A 20,643-nucleotide genomic window follows, 5' to 3' on the forward strand; every position below is an offset into this window, starting at 1 on the left:
GCCCGCACCAGCCGCCGCCGCGGCGCCCGCGGCCGACAATGCGCCGCCCAAGCCGATGATGCCGTGGGGCAGCCCGGTCCAGCAGCGCGCGCGCGGCTTGTCCGCCGCGCAGCAGGAGCATCTCGAGGCGCTGATCGTGCGCTACACGACGCGCACCCGGAAATCGAAGGACTCGGTGCAGGCGTCGCGCCCGGTGCTGGCCGACAGCCGCGCCACGGTCGGCTTCCGCTTTTCGACCAAGGAGATGCTGTATCCGATCGTCGGCGATCGCGCGGCCGGTTCGCGGCTGTGGGACATCGACGGCAACGAGTACATCGATTTCACGATGGGCTTCGGCGTGCATCTGTTCGGCCACACGCCGGATTTCATCCAGCACCAGGTCACCCGGGAATGGCAGCGCCCGCTCGAACTGGGCGCGCGCTCCAGCCTCGTCGGCGAAGTCGCCGCGCGCTTTGCCCGCGTGACCGGCCTCGATCGCGTGGCGTTCTCGAACACGGGCACCGAGGCCGTCATGACCGCGATGCGGCTCGCACGCGCCGTGACCGGGCGCGACAAGATCGTGATGTTCACGCATTCGTATCACGGCCATGCCGACGGCACGCTCGCCGCGGCGAACGCGGACGGCGTGACGGAAACCATCGCCCCCGGCGTGCCGTTCGGCTCGGTCGAGAACATGATCCTGCTCGACTACGGCAGCGACGCCGCGCTCGAGGCCATTCGCGGGATGGCGTCGACGCTCGCCGCCGTGATGGTGGAGCCGGTGCAAAGCCGCAACCCTGCGCTGCAGCCCGTCGCATTCCTGAAGGAACTGCGCCGCATCACCGAGGAGGCCGGCGTCGCCCTGATCTTCGACGAAATGATCACCGGTTTCCGCGTCCATCCGGGCGGCTCGCAAGCGATGTTCGGGATCAGGGCCGATCTCGCGACGTACGGCAAGATCATCGGCGGCGGCCTGCCGCTGGGCGTGATCGCCGGCACCAACCGCTTCATGGATGCGATCGACGGCGGCATGTGGACCTACGGCGACCACTCGTTCCCCGCCGCGGATCGCACCGCGTTCGGCGGCACCTTCTGCCAGTATCCGCTCGCGATGGCGGCCGCGCTGGCCGTGCTGGAGAAGATCGAACAGGAAGGCCCGGCGCTGCAGGCCGCGCTCAACGAACGCACCGCGCAGATCGCCGGCACGTTGAATGCGTTCTTCGCGGAGGCCGAGGCGCCGATCAAGGTCACGTGGTTCGGCTCGATGTTCCGCTTCGAATTCACCGAGAACCTCGACCTGTTCTTCTATCACATGCTCGAAAAGGGCATCTACATCTGGGAATGGCGCACCTGCTTCCTGTCCACCGCGCATACGGATGCCGATATCGACCGCTTCATCCGCGCTGTGAAGGACAGCGTCGCCGACCTGCGCCGGGGCGGCTTCATCCGCCCGCACTCGAAACACGGCACGGTGGCCGCGCTGAGCGAAGCGCAACGCCAGCTGTGGGTGCTGTCGGAAATCGATCCCGAAGGGTCGCTCGCCTACAACGTCAACACCACGCTCGAACTGAACGGCCGGCTCGACGAAGCCGCGATGCGCGCGGCCGTCCAGGGCCTGGTCGACCGGCACGAGGCGCTGCGCACCACGGTGATGGCGGACGGGTCGGGCCAGATCGTGCATCCGTCGCTGACACTCGAGATTCCGCTGATCGACACGGAGCAGGATGCGTGGCGGGAGCAGGAAAGCCGCCAGCCGTTCGATCTCGTGAACGGCCCGCTCTTTCGGGCCGCGCTCGTGCGCCTGGGCAGCGAGCGTCACCTGCTGGTGATGACGGCCCATCACATCATCTGTGACGGCTCGACGTTCGGGGTCCTGCTCGAGGACCTGGCCCGCGCGTATGCCGGTGCGGCGCCGGCCGACGCGCCGCTGCAGTTTCGCGCATACCTGAAGCAGCTCGACGGCCAGCGCCACAGCCCGGAAACGAAGGCGAACCGCGCGTACTGGCTCGCGCAATGCGCGCATCAGGCCGCCCCGCTGAATCTTCCGGTGGACTATCCGCGGCCCGCGGTGAAGACGTTTCACGGCGCGCGCGTGTCGCTGCACCTGGACGCGGCGGCGGCCGCGACGCTGCGCACCGCGGCCCGTCAGAACGGCTGCACGCTCTACATGGTGCTGCTCGCGGGCTTCAATCTGTTCCTGCACCGCGTCGCCGGCCAGCAAGCGATCGTCACCGGCATCCCGGTGACCGGCCGCTCCGTGGCCGGCAGCGACCGCCTCGCCGGCTACTGCACGCATCTGCTGCCGCTGCACTCCACGCTGCCGGAGCAGGCCACCGTGGCCAGCTTCCTGGCCGGCACCCGGCAGAACCTGCTCGATGCGCTCGAACACCAGGACTATCCGTTCGCCGAGCTGGTCCGCGAAATCGGCGCACAGCGCGATCTCAACGCCGCGCCGCTGGTATCGGCAGTCTTCAACCTCGAACCCGTGTCGGCGCTGCCCGAACTGCCGGGCCTGACAGTCGGCCTCGTGGCGCCGCTGATCCGCCATACCGCGTTCGACCTGAACGTCAACGTGCTCGACGCGGGGCAAGCACTCCTGATCGATTGCGACTACAACACCGATCTGTTCGACGCGAGCACGGTGCAGCGTTTCCTCGACATCTACCGGACCCTGCTGACGCATCTTGCGGACGATGCGTCGGCTGCCGTTGCCAAGCTGCCGTTGACGAGCGATGCCGAGCGGAACCTGCTGACCGTCGAGTGGAACCGCACCGACACGGATTTCGGCGACGCCGCCGCGCAACCGCTGCATCGCCTGTTCGAACAGCAGGTCGAGCGCACGCCCGATGCCGTCGCGGTTGTCTTCGATGACGTTTCGCTCACCTACGCCGAACTCAACCTGCGCGCCAACCGCCTCGCCCACCACCTCATCGCGCTCGGCGTCGGCCCCGATGCGCTCGTCGGCGTCGCGATGGAGCGCTCCCTCGACATGAGCGTCGCGCTGCTCGCAGTCCTCAAGGCCGGCGGCGCTTACGTCCCCGTCGACCCCGACTATCCCGCCGAGCGCGTGCGCTTCATGATCGACCACGCGCAGCTGCGCTGGCTCCTCACCCAGCAGCATCTGCGCGACGCGCTGCCCGAGACCGACGCACACGTGATCGTCGTCGATACCGACTCGCTCGATGTCGATGATGACGCGGCGACGTCCAACCCCGCGCCGGCGCTCAACGGCGACAACCTCGCCTACATGATCTACACGTCCGGTTCGACCGGCCGCCCCAAGGGCGCGCTCAACACCCATCGCGCGATCACCAACCGCATCTTCTGGATGCAGCACGCCTACGCGCTCGGCGCTGACGATACCGTGCTGCAGAAGACCCCGTTCAGCTTCGACGTCTCGGTCTGGGAACTCTTCTGGCCGCTCGTCACCGGTGCGCGCCTCGTGTTCGCCCGCCCCGGCGGCCAGCGCGAGACCGACTATCTGGTCGACCTCATCGAGCGCGAACGCATCACCACGCTCCATTTCGTGCCGTCGATGCTGCGCGCGTTCCTCGACCATCCGGACCTCGACGCGCACTGCGCATCGCTGCGCCGCGTCGTGTGCAGCGGCGAGGCGTTGCCCCACGACCTGCAGCAGCGCTGCCTCGAGCGTCTCGACGTCAAGCTGTACAACCTCTACGGCCCGACCGAGGCCGCCGTCGACGTGACCGCGTGGGAATGCCGCCGCGACGACCCGCACCGCATCGTCCCGATCGGCCGGCCGATCGCCAACACCCGCCTCTACATCGTCGACGCGCAGATGCAGCCCACGCCGATCGGTGTGCCAGGCGAATTGCTGATCGGCGGCACGCCGGTCGGGCGCGGCTACCACGGCGAACCCGAACTGAGCGCCGAAAAGTTCATCGCCGATCCGTTCTCCGCCGACCCGCTCGCGCGCCTCTACCGTACCGGCGATCTCGCGCGCTACCGGCCCGACGGCACCATCGAGTTCCTCGGCCGCATCGATCACCAGATCAAGCTGCGCGGCCTGCGCATCGAACCCGGTGAAATCGAGGCCGCGCTGACGTCGCACCCGCTGGTCGATGCCGCCGTCGTGGCGCTGCGCGGCGCGGACGACGGCGCGAGACTGGTCGCATGGCTGTGCTCGTCGCACCCCGAAGCCGAACTGGTCGACGCGGTGCGCGGCCACCTGCGGCAGCGGCTGCCGGAGTACATGGTGCCCGCCGCGTTCGTCGTCGTGAGCGCGTTCGAGCAGTTGCCCAACGGCAAGCTCGATCGCGCCAGACTGCCCGAACCCGAAGATGGACTGGACTACGTCGCGCCGGTCAACGCGCTCGAGGCGCAGTTGACGGCCATCTGGCAGGAAGTGCTCGGCCACGTGCGGATCAGCACGACCGCGAACTTCTTCGAGCTGGGCGGCAATTCGCTGCTGGCGACGAAGGTTGTCGCGCGCATCCGTCGCGACCTGCATGCGAAGCTGGAAATCCGCAGCCTGTTCGCACTCCCCACCCTTTCGAGCCTCGCGAAGCGCATCGCCGATACGCAGCCGATCGACTACGCGCCGGTGACGCCGCTGCCGGCGCAGGCAAGCTACGCGCTCTCTCCGGCCCAGACGCGGCTGTGGGTGCAGGATCGCCTCCATGCGGCGCAAGCCGGCGGGCCACTGCCCACGTCGCTGCTGTTCGAGGGCGTGCTGGACGTGGACGCGCTCGTGCGGGCGTTCCGCGCGTTGAGCGAGCGTCACGAGATCCTGCGCACGCGTTTCGTGCTGGAAGACAACCAGCCGGTCCAGCAGGTGCTGCCACCCGGCGAAGCCGCGTTCCCGGTCGAGGTCGTGGATCTGCAGGAGGCCGAGGACCGCGATGCCCAGGCCGCGTCGATCCAGGCGAGCGAACGGCTCGCGCCGATGGATCTCGCCGCCGGCCCGCTGTTCCGCGTCAAGCTGCTCAGGCTCTCCGAAGTCCGTCACGTCTGCATCTGCACGATGCATCACATCGTGAGCGACGGCTGGTCCACGGAGGTCCTGCTCGACGACCTGTCCGCGCTCTATGACGCATTCGTCCAGCGTCGCGACGATCCGCTGCCCGCGCTCCCGATCCAGTACAAGGATTACGCCGGCTGGCTGAACCGCCTGCTCGCCGGGCCGGACGGCGCGCGCATGAAGGACTACTGGCTGACCAAGCTGGGCGGCGGCCTGCGCGCGCTGGACCTGCCGGGCGACGTCGCGCAGCCGGCCGCGCCGAGCTGGAAATCCTGGCGATTCGAGCTGCCCGCCGCCGAGACGACGGCGCTGGAATCGCTCGGCAAGCGCCACGGCGCGACCTTGTTCATCGCGCTGCTGTCCGCGATCAAGGCGCTGTTCTACCGCCGTTCCGGCCAGGAGGACATCGTCGTCGGCACGCCGGTCGCGGGCCGCGAGCTGCCCGAACTCGAGTCGCAGGTCGGCCCCTACCTGAACGTGCTGGCGCTGCGCGATCGCGTCGCGGGCGACGACCGGTTCGACACGCTGCTTGCGCGGGTGCGGGACACCACCCTCGAAGCGTTCTCGCACCCGCTGTATCCGCTGGATCGCCTGCTCGACGAGCTGCACATCAAACGCGTGGCGGGACGCAATCCGCTCTTCGACATCGGCCTGACGCTGCAGAACCAGCGACACGGCCCCGTCGATCGCTATGCGGGACCAGTGCATATCGCCGAGCTGCCGGACCACGACCCGCAGGGCGCGGACACCGAAGCCGCGACGGACTTCTGGTTCCTGGCCGAACCGCGCGCCGACGGCCTCGCGATCCGCGTCGTCTATCACGCGGGGCGGTTCAGCGAAGCGCTGGTGCAAGGCCTCGCCAACGAACTGACGTCCGTCATCGGCGAAGTGCTGGCCAACCCGGGCGTTCGCATCCGGAACCTGACCCTGGGACACCGCGCGCTGCACGCCGACGCCCGCCAGCCCACCGTCGAACTCAGCGCATTCTAAGGAGCCTTCGTTGACCATTTCGTCGAGCACGCAGGTCTACCTGCGACACAACATCCAGTTCGAACCGCTGATCAACAGCTGGTACGCGTGGTATCACACGCTGCCGCCGTTGACCGCCGCCCTCAACGTGGCGGAGCGGTTCCTGCCGCTGCTGAAGTCCTATGCCGCATCGCCGATGATGCATGCGGCGGCCTGCAAGGATCCCGCGATGCGCGGCGGGCCGTTCCTCGACCTGGGCGGCCAGCGCGTCGATGAAATCCGCGCGCTGATCGAGCAGACCACCCAGCGCGCGACCCGGCAACTGGAACTGGCGAAGGCCTACAAGGCGTTCTCCACGCTGCTGCTGGAACGGGCCACGGGGATGGCGTCGGACCCGCTCTACCCCGCGATTCCGGAGGTGTTGAAGGGCTATGTCGAGATCTACTACGACCTGAACCACAACCCGTCCTTCCGCGTGTTCGAAAGCCTGCTGTACGCGAGCCCGTTCTATGCGCGCGATGCGCAAAGCATCGCGCTGTCGGCGATCGAGGAGCACACGCCGCGGCCGTTCATCCTCAGCACGCCCCGGCTCCACGACGATCGCACGGTGTTCTGCAACATGGCGTTCGACGACCGCGCGCTCGACGCGCTGTTCCGCATGCGCGACACGCCCGGCAGCTACGCGAAGATCGTCGACCTGATGCGCGTGGAAGAACAGGACGAGCCGCTGTTCCGCACGTTCTTCGTCGAGGAGGCGCCGGCGCCGAAACCGGATCGTTCGTTCGACGGCGACGACATCCGCATCCGCTACTACGGCCACGCGTGCGTGCTGATCCAGAGCCGCGGCGTGAGCATCCTGATCGATCCGGTGATCAGCTACGGCTACGACACCGCGCTGCCGCGCTACACGTTCGCCGACCTGCCGGACCAGATCGACTACGTGCTGATCACGCACAGCCATCACGATCACATCGTCCTCGAGACGCTGCTGCAGCTTCGCCACAAGGTCAAGACCGTGGTGGTCGGCCGCAATCTCGACGGCTTTCCGCAAGATCCGTCGATGGAACTGGCGTTGCGCAAGCTCGGCTTCGACGACGTGCTGGAAGTTCGGGATGCTCAGGAAATCAAGCTGCCCGGCGGCGCCATCACCGCCATTCCGTTCCTGGGCGAACACAACGACCTGGCGATCCACAGCAAGCAGAGCTTCATGATCCGCTTCGGCTCGCGCTCGGTGCTGTGCATCGCCGATTCGTGCAACCTGGACCCGCGCCTCTACGAGCATGTGTTCCGCGTCGCCGGCAAGCCGGACACGCTGTTCGTCGGGATGGAAACCGAGGGCGCGCCGCCGTCATGGGTCTACGGCCCGCTGTTTCCGAAGGCGCTGCCGCGCGACATCGACCAGTCGCGCCGGGCGCGCGGCTGCCAGTTCGGCGAGGCCGCCGCGCTGGTGGACGATTTCGCGTTCAACGCGGCGTATGTCTATGCGATGGGTCAGGAGCCGTGGCTGAACCACCTCCTCGACAACACCTTCGACGAAAACTCGCCGAGCCACATCCAGTCCACCCAGTTCGTCGCGCACTGCCGGGCCAAGGGCATCGCGTCCGAAATCCTGTACGCGCAGAGGGAGATCGTGCTTTGTCAGAACTGAATCTCAACGCGCTCTCGACGAGCGGGCAATACCAGGAACACGTGGCGTTCTGGAACGACGCGCTCGGCCGCCTCGACGAAGACTTCCGCCTTCAGCAGGCGTGGCAGGCGTATGCGCTGCCGCTCGGCCCCGAGCCGGCCCTGACGTTCGCGCTCGACGGCGACGCGGCGCCGGTGCTGGAGAAGCTCGCCGCCGGCAACGCGCTGGGCGCGTTCGTCGTGCTGCTGGCCGCGCTGTTCCGCGTGCTGGGGCGCTACAACGGCGCGGCCGGCCTGTTCGTGGCGTCGCCGCCCCTGATCGCCGGACCCGCGAGCGGCACCGCCGAGGCGGTCCCGCTGCTCGACGCCGGCGCGCCCGGCCCGACGGTTCGCGCGTACCTGAACCAGTTGCGCGACGCGGTGCAGCGCAGCTATTCGTACCAGGATTTCCCGATCGCCGCCCTCGCGCACAAGCTGCATGGCGAACGGCGCGCGACCAACGTCGGCGTGCGCTTCGACGGCCTTCACGAGGCCTGGGCAGCGGCCGACTACGACCTGTCGATCGAGATCCGCCATCGCGAGCGCTACGAGATCGTGCTGACGGGCCGGCCGACGGTGTTCACGCTGCATTATCTGCAGCATCTCGCGCGGCACCTGCGCAACGTCGTGGCCGGCTTCGGCGCACTGGACGCGCCGCTCGACACCGTCTCATTGCTCGACGACGACGAGCGCGCGCGCCTGCATTCGCAGGCGGCGCCCGTCGCGGTAGAGGGCACCTTCCTGGAACAGTTCGCGCAACGGGTCGCGGCCGCGCCGGACAGCATCGCCGTGGTGACCGCCGACGCGTCGCTGACCTATGCCGAACTCGACGACCAGGCGTCGCGGCTGGCGAGCTTCCTGCTCGCGGAATACGCGATCGAACGCGGCGACGTGGTGGGCGTGGTGGCCGACCGTTCCGAGCGCTGGATCGTCGGCCTGCTCGGCGCGCTCAAGGCGGGCGCGGTGTATCTGCCGCTCGACCCGGAGTTTCCGCGGGAGCGCCTGCGCTTCATGATCGAGGATGCGAAGGTCAAGGCGCTGCTGACGCACTCGGAACACCTGCCGCTGCTCGCCGATTTCTGGGCGATCCCGATGTTCGCGCTCGACTTCCAGCTCGACACGCTGGCCCCTGCGTCGGCATCGGCGCCGGTCGAGGTCCGGCCGGACGATGCGGCATACATCATCTACACGTCCGGCTCCACGGGCGTGCCCAAGGGCGTCGTGCTCGAACACGCAGGGCTCCTGAACATGGCTCGGTACCATGTGGACGCATTCGGTTTCGATGCCGCCGACCGCTTCGTGCAGTTCTACTCCCCGGGCTTCGACGGCTCGATCATGGAGATCTTCGTCACGCTGCTCGCGGGCGCGCGCCTGGTGCTGGCAAAGCCCGCCGTGATCCGCGACGTGCCGCGTTTCGTCGACTACCTCGCGCAGCAGGGCGTCACCACGATCAACGCGACGCCGGCCTATCTCGCCGCGCTCGACTGGCACGCGCTCGGCACCGTGACCCGGGTCATCAGCGCGGGCGACAACGCCCGCGCGGCGGATCTGCGCGAGCTGGCCCGGACCCGCACGTGCCACAACTCGTACGGCCCGACCGAGGCAACCGTGTGCATCACGGACTACGTGGTCGACCCGGCCGTCGCCTACGGGGCCCGCCTGCCGGTGGGCCGCCCGATCCGCAATACGCACCTGTACCTGCTCGACGAGCATGGGGCGCCGGCCCCCGAGGGCTGCACCGGCGAGATCTGCGTGTCCGGCATCGCACTGGCGCGCGGCTATGTCGGCCGGGACGACCTGACGGCCGCCGCGTTCGTCGACCACCCGTTCGACGCGGGCGCGCGCCTCTATCGCACCGGCGACCTCGGCGTCTGGCTGCCGGACGGCAACCTGGAAGTCACCGGGCGGCGCGACACGCAGGTGAAGATTCGCGGCTACCGGATCGAAATGGACGAGATCGAGGCGGCGCTCCGGCAGCACGCCGGCGTCGCCGATGCGATCGTGTTCGTGCGCGAGGACACGCCGCAGCACAGGCAGCTGGTGGCCTGCGTCGCGACGGCTGCGGCCAGCGTCGCCAGCCTGCGGGAACACCTGAAGGAGCGTCTGCCCGAGTTCATGGTGCCGGCGTCGATCGTGACGCTCGAGCGCCTGCCGCTGACGCCGAACGGCAAGCCCGACCGCAAGGCGCTCGCCGCGCTGGAACTGGCGCCCGTGCCGAGCGAAGCCGCGTACGTCGCACCGGCCAATGACGTCGAGGCGCGCCTGGGCAGGATCTGGTCCGACGTGCTGGGCCGCGAGCCGATCGGCGTGCACGACAATTTCTTCGAACTGGGCGGCGACTCGATCCTGATCATCCAGGTGATGTCGCTGGCCCAGCAGGTCGGGCTCAAGTTCACCGCCGACCAGTTCTTCGCGCATCCGACCATCGCCGAGCTTGCCCGGGTCGCGACGGACGCGCCGTCGCTCCGGATCGCGCAGGAGCCGGTGGTCGGCCCCGCCCCGCTGACGCCGATCCAGCACGGGTTCTTCGCGCAGGACGTCGCCGATCCGCATCACTACAACCAGTCGACGATGATCGAGGTGCCCGCGTCGCTGCGGCCGGACACGATCGAGCGCGCGCTCGCGGCCGTCACGACGCATCACGACGCGCTGCGGCTGAGTTTCGAGCACGTCGCCGGTGCGTGGCGGCAAGCGCATGCGGCGCCGCCGCTGGCCATTGCGCTCGGCGTCACGTCGCTGGCGGACGCGGCGCCTGCCGCGCGTGAGGCCGCGATGCTCGCGACCGCCACCGGCATGCAGGCAAGCTTCACGCTGTCGGCGCCGCCGCTGCTGCGCGCGCACCTGTTCCAGTTCGGCCCCGACGTGCCGCAGCGCCTGCTCGTGGTCGCGCATCACCTGGTGATCGACGGCGTCTCGTGGCGCATCCTGTTCGAGGACCTGTACACCGCGTGTCGCCAGCTCGAAGCGGGCGAAGCGGTGCAGCTCCCGGCCCGGACGACGGCGTGGCGCGACTGGTCGACGCGCCTGTCCGAACTCGGCGCGACCGCGCTCGACGGACTGGGGCTCGACTACTGGCTCCGCGGGAACACCGGCGAGCCGGCGTGCTTCGACGACATGCCGGTCGGCACCCGCGCCCAAGCCGGCTCGACGGTCGTCGAGTTCGACGCGCAGCAGACGCTCGCGCTGTTGCAGGACGTGCCGCGCGCGTTCAACACCCAGATCAACGAAGTGCTGCTGACGGCCCTGCTGCTCGCGTTCGGCGACTGGACCGGCAACGCGTCGCTGGTCGTCGATCTCGAAGGCCACGGCCGCGAGGCTCTCTTCGACGGCGTCGATACGTCGCGCACGATCGGCTGGTTCACCACCCACTATCCGGTGTTCCTCGACGCCGGCGACGCCACCGTGGCGGTCGACGCGCTGCGCCACGTCAAGGAGCAGCTGCGCGCGGTCCCGATGCGCGGGCTCGGCTACGGCGTCGCCCGCTACCTCGGCCGCGACGCCGGCATCGCGGCCGCGCTGGAACGGCAGCCGCCGGCGCCGGTGCGCTTCAACTATCTCGGCCAGGTCGATCGCGTGCTGGCCGACGACACGGGCTGGAGGCCGGTGCTCGACTTCCAGAGCCCCGAGCACAGCCCGCGCGCGCGTCGCGGCCATCTGTTCGAGATCGACGGGATGGTGTTCGACGGCCGCCTGCGCCTGACCTGGCACTACAACCGCGAGGCCTGCGCACCCGACGTCATCGAACAGCTGACGCAGTGCTACCGCAGCCGTCTGCTGTCGATCGTCGCGGCCAGCGGCGACGGCCCGCGCGCGCTGAGCCCGTCGGACTTTCCGGCCGCGCGCATCAGCCAGGCAGCGCTGGACGCCCTCGTCTCAAGGATCAAATCGTGACATCCCCGACCATCGCCGATATCTACGCGCTCTCCCCGATGCAGGCGGGGATGCTCTTTCATGCCGTGCACGAGCCCGGCGCGAGAAGCAGCTTCAACCAGCTCAGCTGCCGGATCACCGGCAGCCTCGACACCGCGCGGTTTCATGCCGCATGGCAGCAGCTCATCGATCGGCATCCGGTGATGCGCACGTCGTTCCATTGGGAGGCGTTCGACACGCCGATGCAGGTCGTGCACGCGCACGCCACGCTGCCGTGGATGCAGGACGACTGGCGCGACCTGCCGGAACACGAGCAGCGCACGCGGTGGCAAGCGCACCTCGAAAGCGACCTGGCCGAGGGCTTCGCGCTCGATCGCGCGCCGCTCGTGCGCTGTCGCCTGGCGCGCGTCGCCGCCGACGCCTACCTGTTCAGCTGGAGCCACCATCACATCCTGGCCGATGGCTGGTGCCTGTCGCTCGTCATCGAGGAGATTTTCCAGGTGTACGGCGCGCTCGCGCGCGGCGTGCCGCCGGCGCTCCCGCCGGTGCGCCCCTATCGCGACTACATCCAGTGGCTGCAGCAGCACGAGCCGCACGCCGCGCAGCAATACTGGACGCGCTATCTCGAAGGGTTCCGCTCGCCGACCCCGCTGCCCACGGCCGCGCGCGCGGGCGCTGACGAACGCTTCGGCCAGGGCCTCGCGCAAGTGCAGGCCGACCTGTCGGCCGACCTGAGCGCGCGCCTGCGGCAATTCGCGGCCCGCCATCACGTCACCCTCAATACGCTCGCGCAAGCGGCCTGGGCGCTCGTGCTGTCGCGTTACAGCGGGGAGACCGACGTGGTGTTCGGCGCCGTCGTGTCCGGACGCGGCGCCCCTCTGCCGGGGATCGAAACCATGCTCGGCCTGTTCATCAATACGGTGCCGGTGCGGGTGCGGGTCGACCCGAGGCAGCCGCTGGTGCCGTGGCTGAAGATGATCCAGGCGCGCGTGGCCGCCCGCGCGCCGTTCGAGCACACCCCGTTGCCCGACATTCAGCGCTGCAGCGAAGTCCCGCCGTCGACGCCGCTGTTCGAGAGCAACATCACGTTCATGAACTACCCGCTCGACGCGTCGCTCACGCATGGCGCGCACGGGCTGGCGGTCGACGAGGTGCAGCTCTACAACCGCGCCGACATTCCGCTCGAATTCGTGGTGACGGCGCGCGACGACTGGAAGATGGAACTGTCGTTCGACCCGCGACGCTTCGATGAAGACACGATGCAGCGGATGCTGGGCCACGTGGCGGCGACGCTCGACGCGTTCGCGGCCGAGCCGAGCCGGCTGCTCGGCCGCGTGCCGATCTTGCCCGAGGCCGAACGCCGGCAGTTGCTGGAGACATTCAACGACACCGCCGTGCCGTTCGACGCCGCGCTCACCGTGGTGCATCGCCTGGAGCAGGCCGCCGCGGACCACCCCGAGCGGCCGGCGGTCGAGACCCGCGATGGCGTCCTGAGCGCGGGCGAACTGAACGCGCGCGCCAACCGCATCGCGCACCGCCTGCTGGCCGCCGCCGAGCTGGGGCCGGACGCGCTGGTCGCGATCTGCATGCACCGGTCCGCCCAGCTGATGGAGGCGATCCTCGCCGTCTGGAAGTGCGGCGCCGCCTATATTCCGATCGACCCCGACTATCCGGCGGCACGCATCCGCACCATCCTCGAGGATTCCGGCGCCGCCCTCGTGATCACCTGCGACGGCCTCCTGCCCCCGGAGCTGGCCGGGATCGCGCCGGTCGTGGCGCTCGACGCCGTCACCGATATCGACGACGACACCAATCCCGGCCGCCCCGTGTCGCCCGACAGCCTCGCGTACGTGATCTACACGTCCGGCTCCACCGGCAAGCCCAAAGGGGCGATGGTCGAGCACGCCGGCATGCTGAATCACATGCTCGCCGAGATCGACGAGTTCTCGATCTCGGCGCATTCGGTGATCGCGCAAACCGCGCCGCATTGCTTCGATATTTCGGTCTGGCAATTTTTCACGGCGCCGCTCGTCGGCGGCAAGACCGTGATCGTCGACGACGACTGCATTCGCGATCCCGCGCGTTTCGTCGCGTACCTGGACACCACGCGGATCAGCATCCTCGAACTGGTGCCGTCCTATCTGTCCGCCGTGCTCGACCGTGCATCGGAACAGCCGGCGCTGATGCGGCACCTGCGGCACCTGCTCGTCACCGGCGAGATGGTCAGCCCGGCCCTGGTGAAACAGTGGTTCGACGTATTCCCGGACATTCCGCTGGTGAACGCGTACGGCCCGGCCGAAGCGTCCGACGACGTCGCGCAGCACCGCATGACGTGCGCGCCAACCACGCCTTACGTCCCGGTCGGCAAGCCGATCCGCAACGTGCGCCTGTACGTCGTCGACCCGCAGATGAACCTGTGCCCGATCGGGATTCCCGGCGAGCTGTGCGTGTCCGGCGTCGCCGTCGGCCGCGGCTATCTGAACGACGAGGCCGCCACGCGGGAGGCGTTCGTCGAGGATCCGTTCCATCCGGCGCGCGGGGCCCGCCTGTACCGCACCCGCGACATCGGCTGCTACCTGCCCGATGGAACGATCGTGCTCCACGGCCGCCAGGACCACCAGCTGAAGATCCGCGGCTACCGCATCGAGCTCGGGGAGATCGACAACGCGCTGGCCGCCATTCCGGACATCCGCCAGGCGGCCGCGCTCGACTATCGCGACGAGGCCGGCCGCGCCGCGCTGTGCGCGTATGTCGCGTTCCGCGACGGCGCGTCGCTGAGCGACGCCGCGATGGCCGCCGCGTTGTCCGCCACGCTGCCCGACTACATGGTGCCCGGCATCTACGTGGTGCTCGACGCGCTGCCGCTGAGCGGCAACGGCAAGATCGACCGCAAGGCGCTGCCGCCGCTGGACCGCGCGCGACTGGCCGCCACCGCGCACGCGCCGACGCCGCCGCGCACGCCCACCGAGACCCTGCTGTGCCGCATCTGGGGCGAGGCGCTGGGCATTCCGTCGCCCGGCATCCACGACAACCTGTTCGCGCTGGGCGGCGATTCGATCCTGAGCATGCGCATCGTGTCGCTGGCCGCGAAGGCGGGGCTGAAGCTCACCACCCGGCTCATCTTCCAGCATCCGACGGTGGCCGAACTCGCCGCCGTGGCCACGCGCGGCACCGTCGGCGCGACGGCGTTCGTCGCGTCGTCCGGCCCGCTGCCGCTGACGCCCATCCAGAAGCGTTTCTTTGCGCAGCACCGGGACGACCCCAACCAGTACAACCAGGCGGTCCTGCTCGACGTGCCGGCCGACCTCGATCCGGGCCTGCTGCGCCAGGCGCTGCGGCACGCGGTCAAGTGGCATGACGCGCTACGGCTGCGCTTTCGCGCAGGCGAGTCCGGCTGGATCCAGGAAGTCGTCGACGATCCGGAAATCCCCGTCGTCGTGTCCGACATGGCGCGCGATCAGCTCGCGCAGCACGTCGCGCAAGCGCATGCGAGCCTGAATCTCGCGGAAGGCCCCGTCGTGCGCGCCGACCTGTTCCGCCTGGACGCAGGCCGTTCGCTCCGCCTGCTGCTGGTCGCCCATCATCTGGTGATCGACGGCGTGTCGTGGGGCGCGCTGCTCGAAACCGTGTACGACGCCTATACCCGCCTGCGCCATGGCAAGGCGCCCGAATTCGCGGGCGGCAGCGCCACCTGGACCGACTGGACCCGGGCGATCTCGACCTGGGCCGAATCCGGCGCCGCCGACGCCGACCTCGCCCATTGGCAGGCCCTCGCGCGCGCCGCGCTGCCCGGCCTGCCCGGCCTGCCGCTCGATCGCGATGCGCCTGCCGACGCCAATACCGTGTCGTCCGCCGAAACGATCGTGGTCGAGCTCGGCGAAGCCGCGACGACGGCGTTGCTGGGCGCCGCGCCCCGCGCCTACGACGCGCAGATCAACGACGTGCTGCTCGCCGCGCTCGCGCGGGCCGTCAGCGACTGGAGCGGATGCGCCGACGTCCTGCTGGATCTCGAAGCGCACGGGCGCGAGGAACTGATCGACGCGCTCGACATCTCGCGCACGGTGGGCTGGTTCACGTCGGTGTTCCCGGTCCTGCTGACGGTCGATACCGGTTCGCACGATCCGGCCGGCCTGGTCGCATCGGTCAAGGCACGACTGCGCGCGGTGCCGAATGCGGGCATCACCTGCGGCCTGCTGCAAGACCGGCTCGACGGCCCGCTTCCGCGGCCGCGACTGCAGTTCAACTACCTGGGTCAGACCGACCAGCTGTTCACCGCCGCACGCGACTGGAAACAGGCTGCGGAGCCGAGCGGAGACGGCCGCCACGCGACCCAGCGGCGCGAGCACCTGCTCGACATCAACGCGTACGTGACCGGCAACCGCCTGCACGTAGCGTGGGAATTCAGCCGGGCCTGCCACGACGCGGACACCATCCTGCGCGTCGCGCACGCCTACATCGCGGCGCTCGAAACACTGGTCGCCGGCCATGCGGTCCCGTCCGCCTCGACCCGGCCCGCGACCGGCTTGCCGCAGGCACCGGCGTCGGTGAGGCCGGACGACGTCGCCGACGTCTACCCGCTGACGCCGACCCAGCAGGGCATGCTGTTCCACAGCCTGTACGAACCCGCGTCGGATGCGTACTTCAGCAGCCTGAATTTCCGGATCGACGGGGCGCTCGACGTCGAACGGTTCCGCCGCGCGTGGGAGTCCGTGGCGCACCGGCACGACATCCTGCGCACCGCGTTTCACTGGGAAGACATCGAAAGCCCCGTGCAGGTCGTGCATCGCCGTGTCGACTTGCCGTGGCATGAAGAGGATCTGCGCGCGGCGTCCGCCGCGGAGGCCGAACAGCGCTGGGACGCCTACGTGGCGCAGGACCGGGCGCGCGGCTTCGACTTTGCCCGCGCGCCGCTGATGCGGCTCGCGCTGTTCCGCGTCGGCGAGCACGCGTGGCGCTTCCACTGGAGCCATCACCACATCCTGCTCGACGGATGGAGCTCCGCCCGCCTCCTGAGCGAAGTGGCCGCCGCCTATCAGGCGCCGCCGGCCGAAGGCGCGCCGCAGCGGGACGCGCCGCCCGCCTTCGCCGCTTACGTGCGCTGGCTGGCACGCCAGGACGCCGCCGCCGCGGAACGTTTCTGGAAAACCAGGCTGGCCGATTTCCCGGCGACGACGCCGCTCGTGCTGGGCCGCCCCGAACTCGACGGCACGGCCGCGCCGGGCGCCTACGTGGAAGAGGCGCTGCTGCTCTCCGAAAGCGACACGCAACGGCTCGTCGCGTTCGCGCAAACCCGTCGACTCACCCTGAACACGCTCGCGCAGGGCGCGTGGGCGCAGCTGCTGAGCCGCTACAGCGGCGAAGCGGACGTCGTGTTCGGCACGATCGTGTCCGGTCGTCCGGCGTCGCTGCCGGCGTCGGACGAAATGGTCGGGCTGTTCATCAACACGCTGCCGGTGCGGGTGCGCATCGACGCGCGCCCGACGTCCGCGTGGCTGGCGCAATTGCAGCTGGATCTCGCGCAACAGGAGGACTATGCGCACTATCCATTGGCCGACCTCCAGAAATTCGCCGGCCTGCCGCCCGGCGTGCCGCTCTTCGACAGCCTGCTGATCTTCCAGAACTATCCGGTGGAAGAAGCGCTGGCCGATGCGCTGCCCGGCCTGCGGATCGGCGCCTTCCAGGTGTCCGATCCGAACAATTACCCGCTGACGCTGGTCGTGACGCCGGGCAAGCGCCTGTCGTTGCAGGTGCTGTACGACGACGGCCGGTTCGATCGCGACACGATCGTCCGCCTGCTGCGCCATGTCGAGACCCTGCTCACCGGCCTGGCCGACGCGGAAGATCGCCCGAACCGCAGCGTTGCGCTGCTCACCGCCGCCGAGCGGGACGCCCTCCTGCGCGGCTGGAACGACACCTCCGCGCCGGTTCCGGCCGACCGGACGCTGCCCGAACTGATCGAGGCCGTCGCCGCCGCGCATCCGGAGCGCATCGCGGTGCGCTGCGGCACGGAGGTTCGCACCTATCGGGCGCTCGTCGACGGCGCGAACCGGATCGCCGCGCAGCTTCTGCGGACGGCGCCGCTGCAGCCGGACGACCGGATCGCCGTCTGGATGCCGCGCTCGCCGCTGATGCTGGAAACGATCCTGGCGATCTGGAAGTGCGGCGCGGCGTACGTTCCGGTCGATCCGGCCTATCCGGCCCAACGGGTCGAGACTCTCCTGACGCTGGCCCGGCCTGCCCTCATCGTCGGCACCGACTGCCGGCCGCCGCCGGCGCTGGCGTCGATCCCGCTGGTCGATCCCGCCCGCCTGCCCGCCCATCAGGATGACGAAGCAACGACGCCCCGCTGCCGGCCCGCGGACCTCGCATACGTGATCTTCACGTCGGGTTCGACCGGCCAGCCGAAAGGCGCGATGGTCGAACATCGCGGCATGCTCAATCACGTGCTCGCGATGGCGCGCCGGGTCGGGCTCGGCGCACGGAGCGCGGTTGCCCAGACCGCTTCGCACTGCTCCGATATTTCGGTCTGGCAGTGCTTCGCGGCGCTGGCGTCGGGCGGCACGACGGTGATCTATCCCGATGCCGTGATCCTCGAGCCCGCGCGCCTGATCGACAGCCTGCACCGCGACCGCGTCACGGCGATGCAATTCGTGCCGTCCTATCTCGCGACCTTTCTCGGCGAACTGGAACGGCACGCGGCACCGGCCTTCCCGCACCTCGACACGCTGCTGACGATCGGCGAAACGCTGCAGCCCGCCACCGCGCAAGCGTGGTTCCGCCTGAATCCGGCGGTGCGGCTCATCAACGCATACGGGCCGACCGAAGCGTCGGACTCCGTCGCGCATTACAGCCTGACGCGCGCGCCGGATCGGCCGGCGATTCCGATCGGCCGGCCGATCGAGAACCTGCGCCTCTACGTCGTGGACGCCGACATGAATCCGTGCCCGGCCGGCGTCAAGGGCGAGATCTGCATCGGCGGCGTCGGCGTCGGGCGCGGCTACCTGTTCGACGAAGCCCGCACGCGGGCGGTGTTCCGCGACGATCCGTTCAGTCCGGAACCGGGCGCGCGCCTGTATCGCACCGGCGACGTCGGCTGCTTCGACGCGGACGACACGCTCCACTTCTTCGGCCGCCGCGACTTCCAGGTCAAGATCCGTGGCTATCGCATCGAGCTCGGGGAAATCGAAGCCGCGCTGACCGGTCTCGCGGGCATCTCCCACGCCGTCGTGGTCGCCCGCGAAACGTCGGATGCCGAAATGACCCTGTGCGCCTACGCGTCGGGAACCGGCTGGACGCCCCAACGCGTGCGCGATGCACTGCGCGATACCCTGCCGGCGCATATGGTGCCCGACACCGTGATGCTGCTGCCGGCGCTGCCCGTCATGCCGAACGGCAAGATCAACCGCGCCGCGCTGCCGCTCCCCGATGCCGCGTCGGTGCCCGACGGCGTGCCGGCCGACCCGCGCACGCCGGTCGAAGCGGCGCTGCTGCGCCTCTTCGCCGAGGTGCTCGGCCGCCGGCCGAGCGGCGTCGACGCCGATTTCTTCGAGCAGGGCGGCCAAAGCCTCAAGGCGATCCAGCTGGTCAGCCGGATCCGGCGCGAGCTGAAACGGGACGTCACGGTCGCCGACGTCTTCCATGCGCCGACGCCGCGCGCGCTCGCGCGGAAGCTGGCTGCCCTGCCCGCCGACGGCGCTGCCGACGCCGACGCGTTCATCCCGGCGCTGGCCGCGCAACCGTCCTACGCGGTGTCCCGCGCACAGAAGCGGATCTGGCTCGCCAGCCGCGGCGCGGATCCGTCCACGTACAACATGGCGGGCGCGCTGCAGCTGGACGGCGCCGTCGACACGGCGCGCCTCGTCCGTGCGTTCGACCTGCTGGTCGATCGCCACGAGAGCCTGCGCACCGTGTTCGCGATGATCGAAGGCGAGTTGCGGCAACGCATCCTCAGCCGCGAAGCCGCCGGCTTCCGGGTCGAGCAGCACGATCTCGCGGACGATGCCGGGCCGCAGGCGATCGACGCGCTGATTCGCGCGGCAAGCGAGCAGCCGTTCGATCTCGCGTCGGGGCCGCTGTTTCGCGTCACGCTGGTGCGACTCTCGCCGGTGAAGCACCTGCTGCTGCTGAACATGCACCACGTGATCTCGGATGCGTGGTCGATCCGCGTGCTGACCGACGACCTGCATGCGCTGTATGCGGGACACGACCTGCCGCCGCTGTCGATCCAGTACCGCGACTACGCCGCGTGGCACAACGCGAGCCTCGCGGGTCCGCGTGCCGCCGCGCATCGCGCGTACTGGCTCGCGCAACTGGCGCCGCCGCTGCCCCGCCTGCAACCGGCAACCGACTTCCCGCGGCCCGAGCGGCCCGGTCATGCCGGGCAGACGCTCGAAGTCGAACTGCCGGCGCCGCACGCGGCGGAACTCGCCGCGCTGGCCCGCGCGCACCATACGTCGCTCTACGCGGTGCTGCTGGCGTCGTTCTGCGTGCTGATGCACCGTTATACGGGGCGTGAGGACATCGTCATCGGCAGCGTGTCGGCCGGGCGCGACAGCGAGCCGCTCGAATCGCAGATCGGCGTGTACCTCAACACCGTCGTGCTGCGCGTGCCGGTGCGGTCCTCCACGACCGTCGCGGAGGTGATCGACGGCGTGGCGACAGCCTCCGCGCAAGCGCTGGAGCACGCGTCCTATCCGTTCGACGTGTTGCTGGAAGACCTGAAGATCCGCACCCCGGCGGGCCATTTTCCGATCTTCGACATTCAGGTGAACCACGTGTCGATGCCGGCCCCGCAGCCCGGCCTGCGCATCACGGACATTTCGCCGGCGGACACGACGGCCAAGTTCGACCTGTCCTTCCAGGTCGTGGAAAGCGAAGGCCGGCACCTGATCCAGTTCATCTACAACACCCACCTGTTCCGCCCGTCGACCATCGCCGCGATGCGCGATCGACTGCTCGCGATCCACGACGTCTTCCGCCGCGACCCGGCCACGCCGGTCGATCGCATCCCGCTCTCCGGCGAGGCCCCGGCCCCCGCCGCCGGCCCACGGGCCCGGGTCGGCCTGCGCCTGAAGCGCGCGCCCGAGGTCACGGCCGACGACGCGCTCGAGGAGAAGACGTGATGCGGATCGTCCGGCGTTCGAGCGGCGCACGCCGCTTCGGGTTGTTTCAGGTGAACA

General features: G+C 69.5%; 4 protein-coding genes. All 4 read left to right on the forward strand.

Annotation, left to right across the window (positions count from 1 at the left end):
* Nucleotides 1-58 precede the first annotated feature (58 nt).
* Genes G3N96_RS27550 through G3N96_RS27565 form a run of 4 tightly spaced genes read left to right on the forward strand, consistent with a single transcriptional unit; the run spans nt 59 to nt 20,586 of the window.
* Nucleotides 59-5,950, forward strand: coding sequence for a non-ribosomal peptide synthetase (locus G3N96_RS27550; protein WP_241022845.1), 5,892 nt, complete (start codon nt 59-61; stop codon nt 5,948-5,950).
* Nucleotides 5,951-5,960: 10 nt separating this feature from the next.
* A complete protein-coding gene (locus G3N96_RS27555) occupies nt 5,961-7,577 on the forward strand; it encodes an MBL fold metallo-hydrolase (protein WP_206139154.1) in 1,617 nt (538 codons plus the stop codon).
* Entirely contained in the window at nt 7,565-11,485 is a 3,921-nt protein-coding gene (locus tag G3N96_RS27560; protein WP_206139155.1) for a non-ribosomal peptide synthetase, read from the forward strand. Before G3N96_RS27555 ends, G3N96_RS27560 begins: the two co-directional genes overlap by 13 nt.
* Before the next feature lie 38 nt (nt 11,486-11,523).
* Complete coding sequence (locus G3N96_RS27565; protein WP_241022846.1) at nt 11,524-20,586, forward strand: non-ribosomal peptide synthetase; 9,063 nt, start codon at nt 11,524-11,526, stop codon at nt 20,584-20,586.
* Nucleotides 20,587-20,643 lie beyond the last annotated feature (57 nt).

It is taken from the genome of Burkholderia sp. Se-20373, from assembly GCF_017104705.1.
Taxonomy (GTDB): domain Bacteria; phylum Pseudomonadota; class Gammaproteobacteria; order Burkholderiales; family Burkholderiaceae; genus Burkholderia.

Coding starts and splice junctions, on each gene's coding strand:
- G3N96_RS27565 (WP_241022846.1), top strand. CDS start 11,524: ATGCAGGCGGGGATGCTCTTTCATGCCGTGCACGAGCCCGGCGCGAGA.
- G3N96_RS27550 (WP_241022845.1), top strand. CDS start 59: ATGCCGTGGGGCAGCCCGGTCCAGCAGCGCGCGCGCGGCTTGTCCGCC.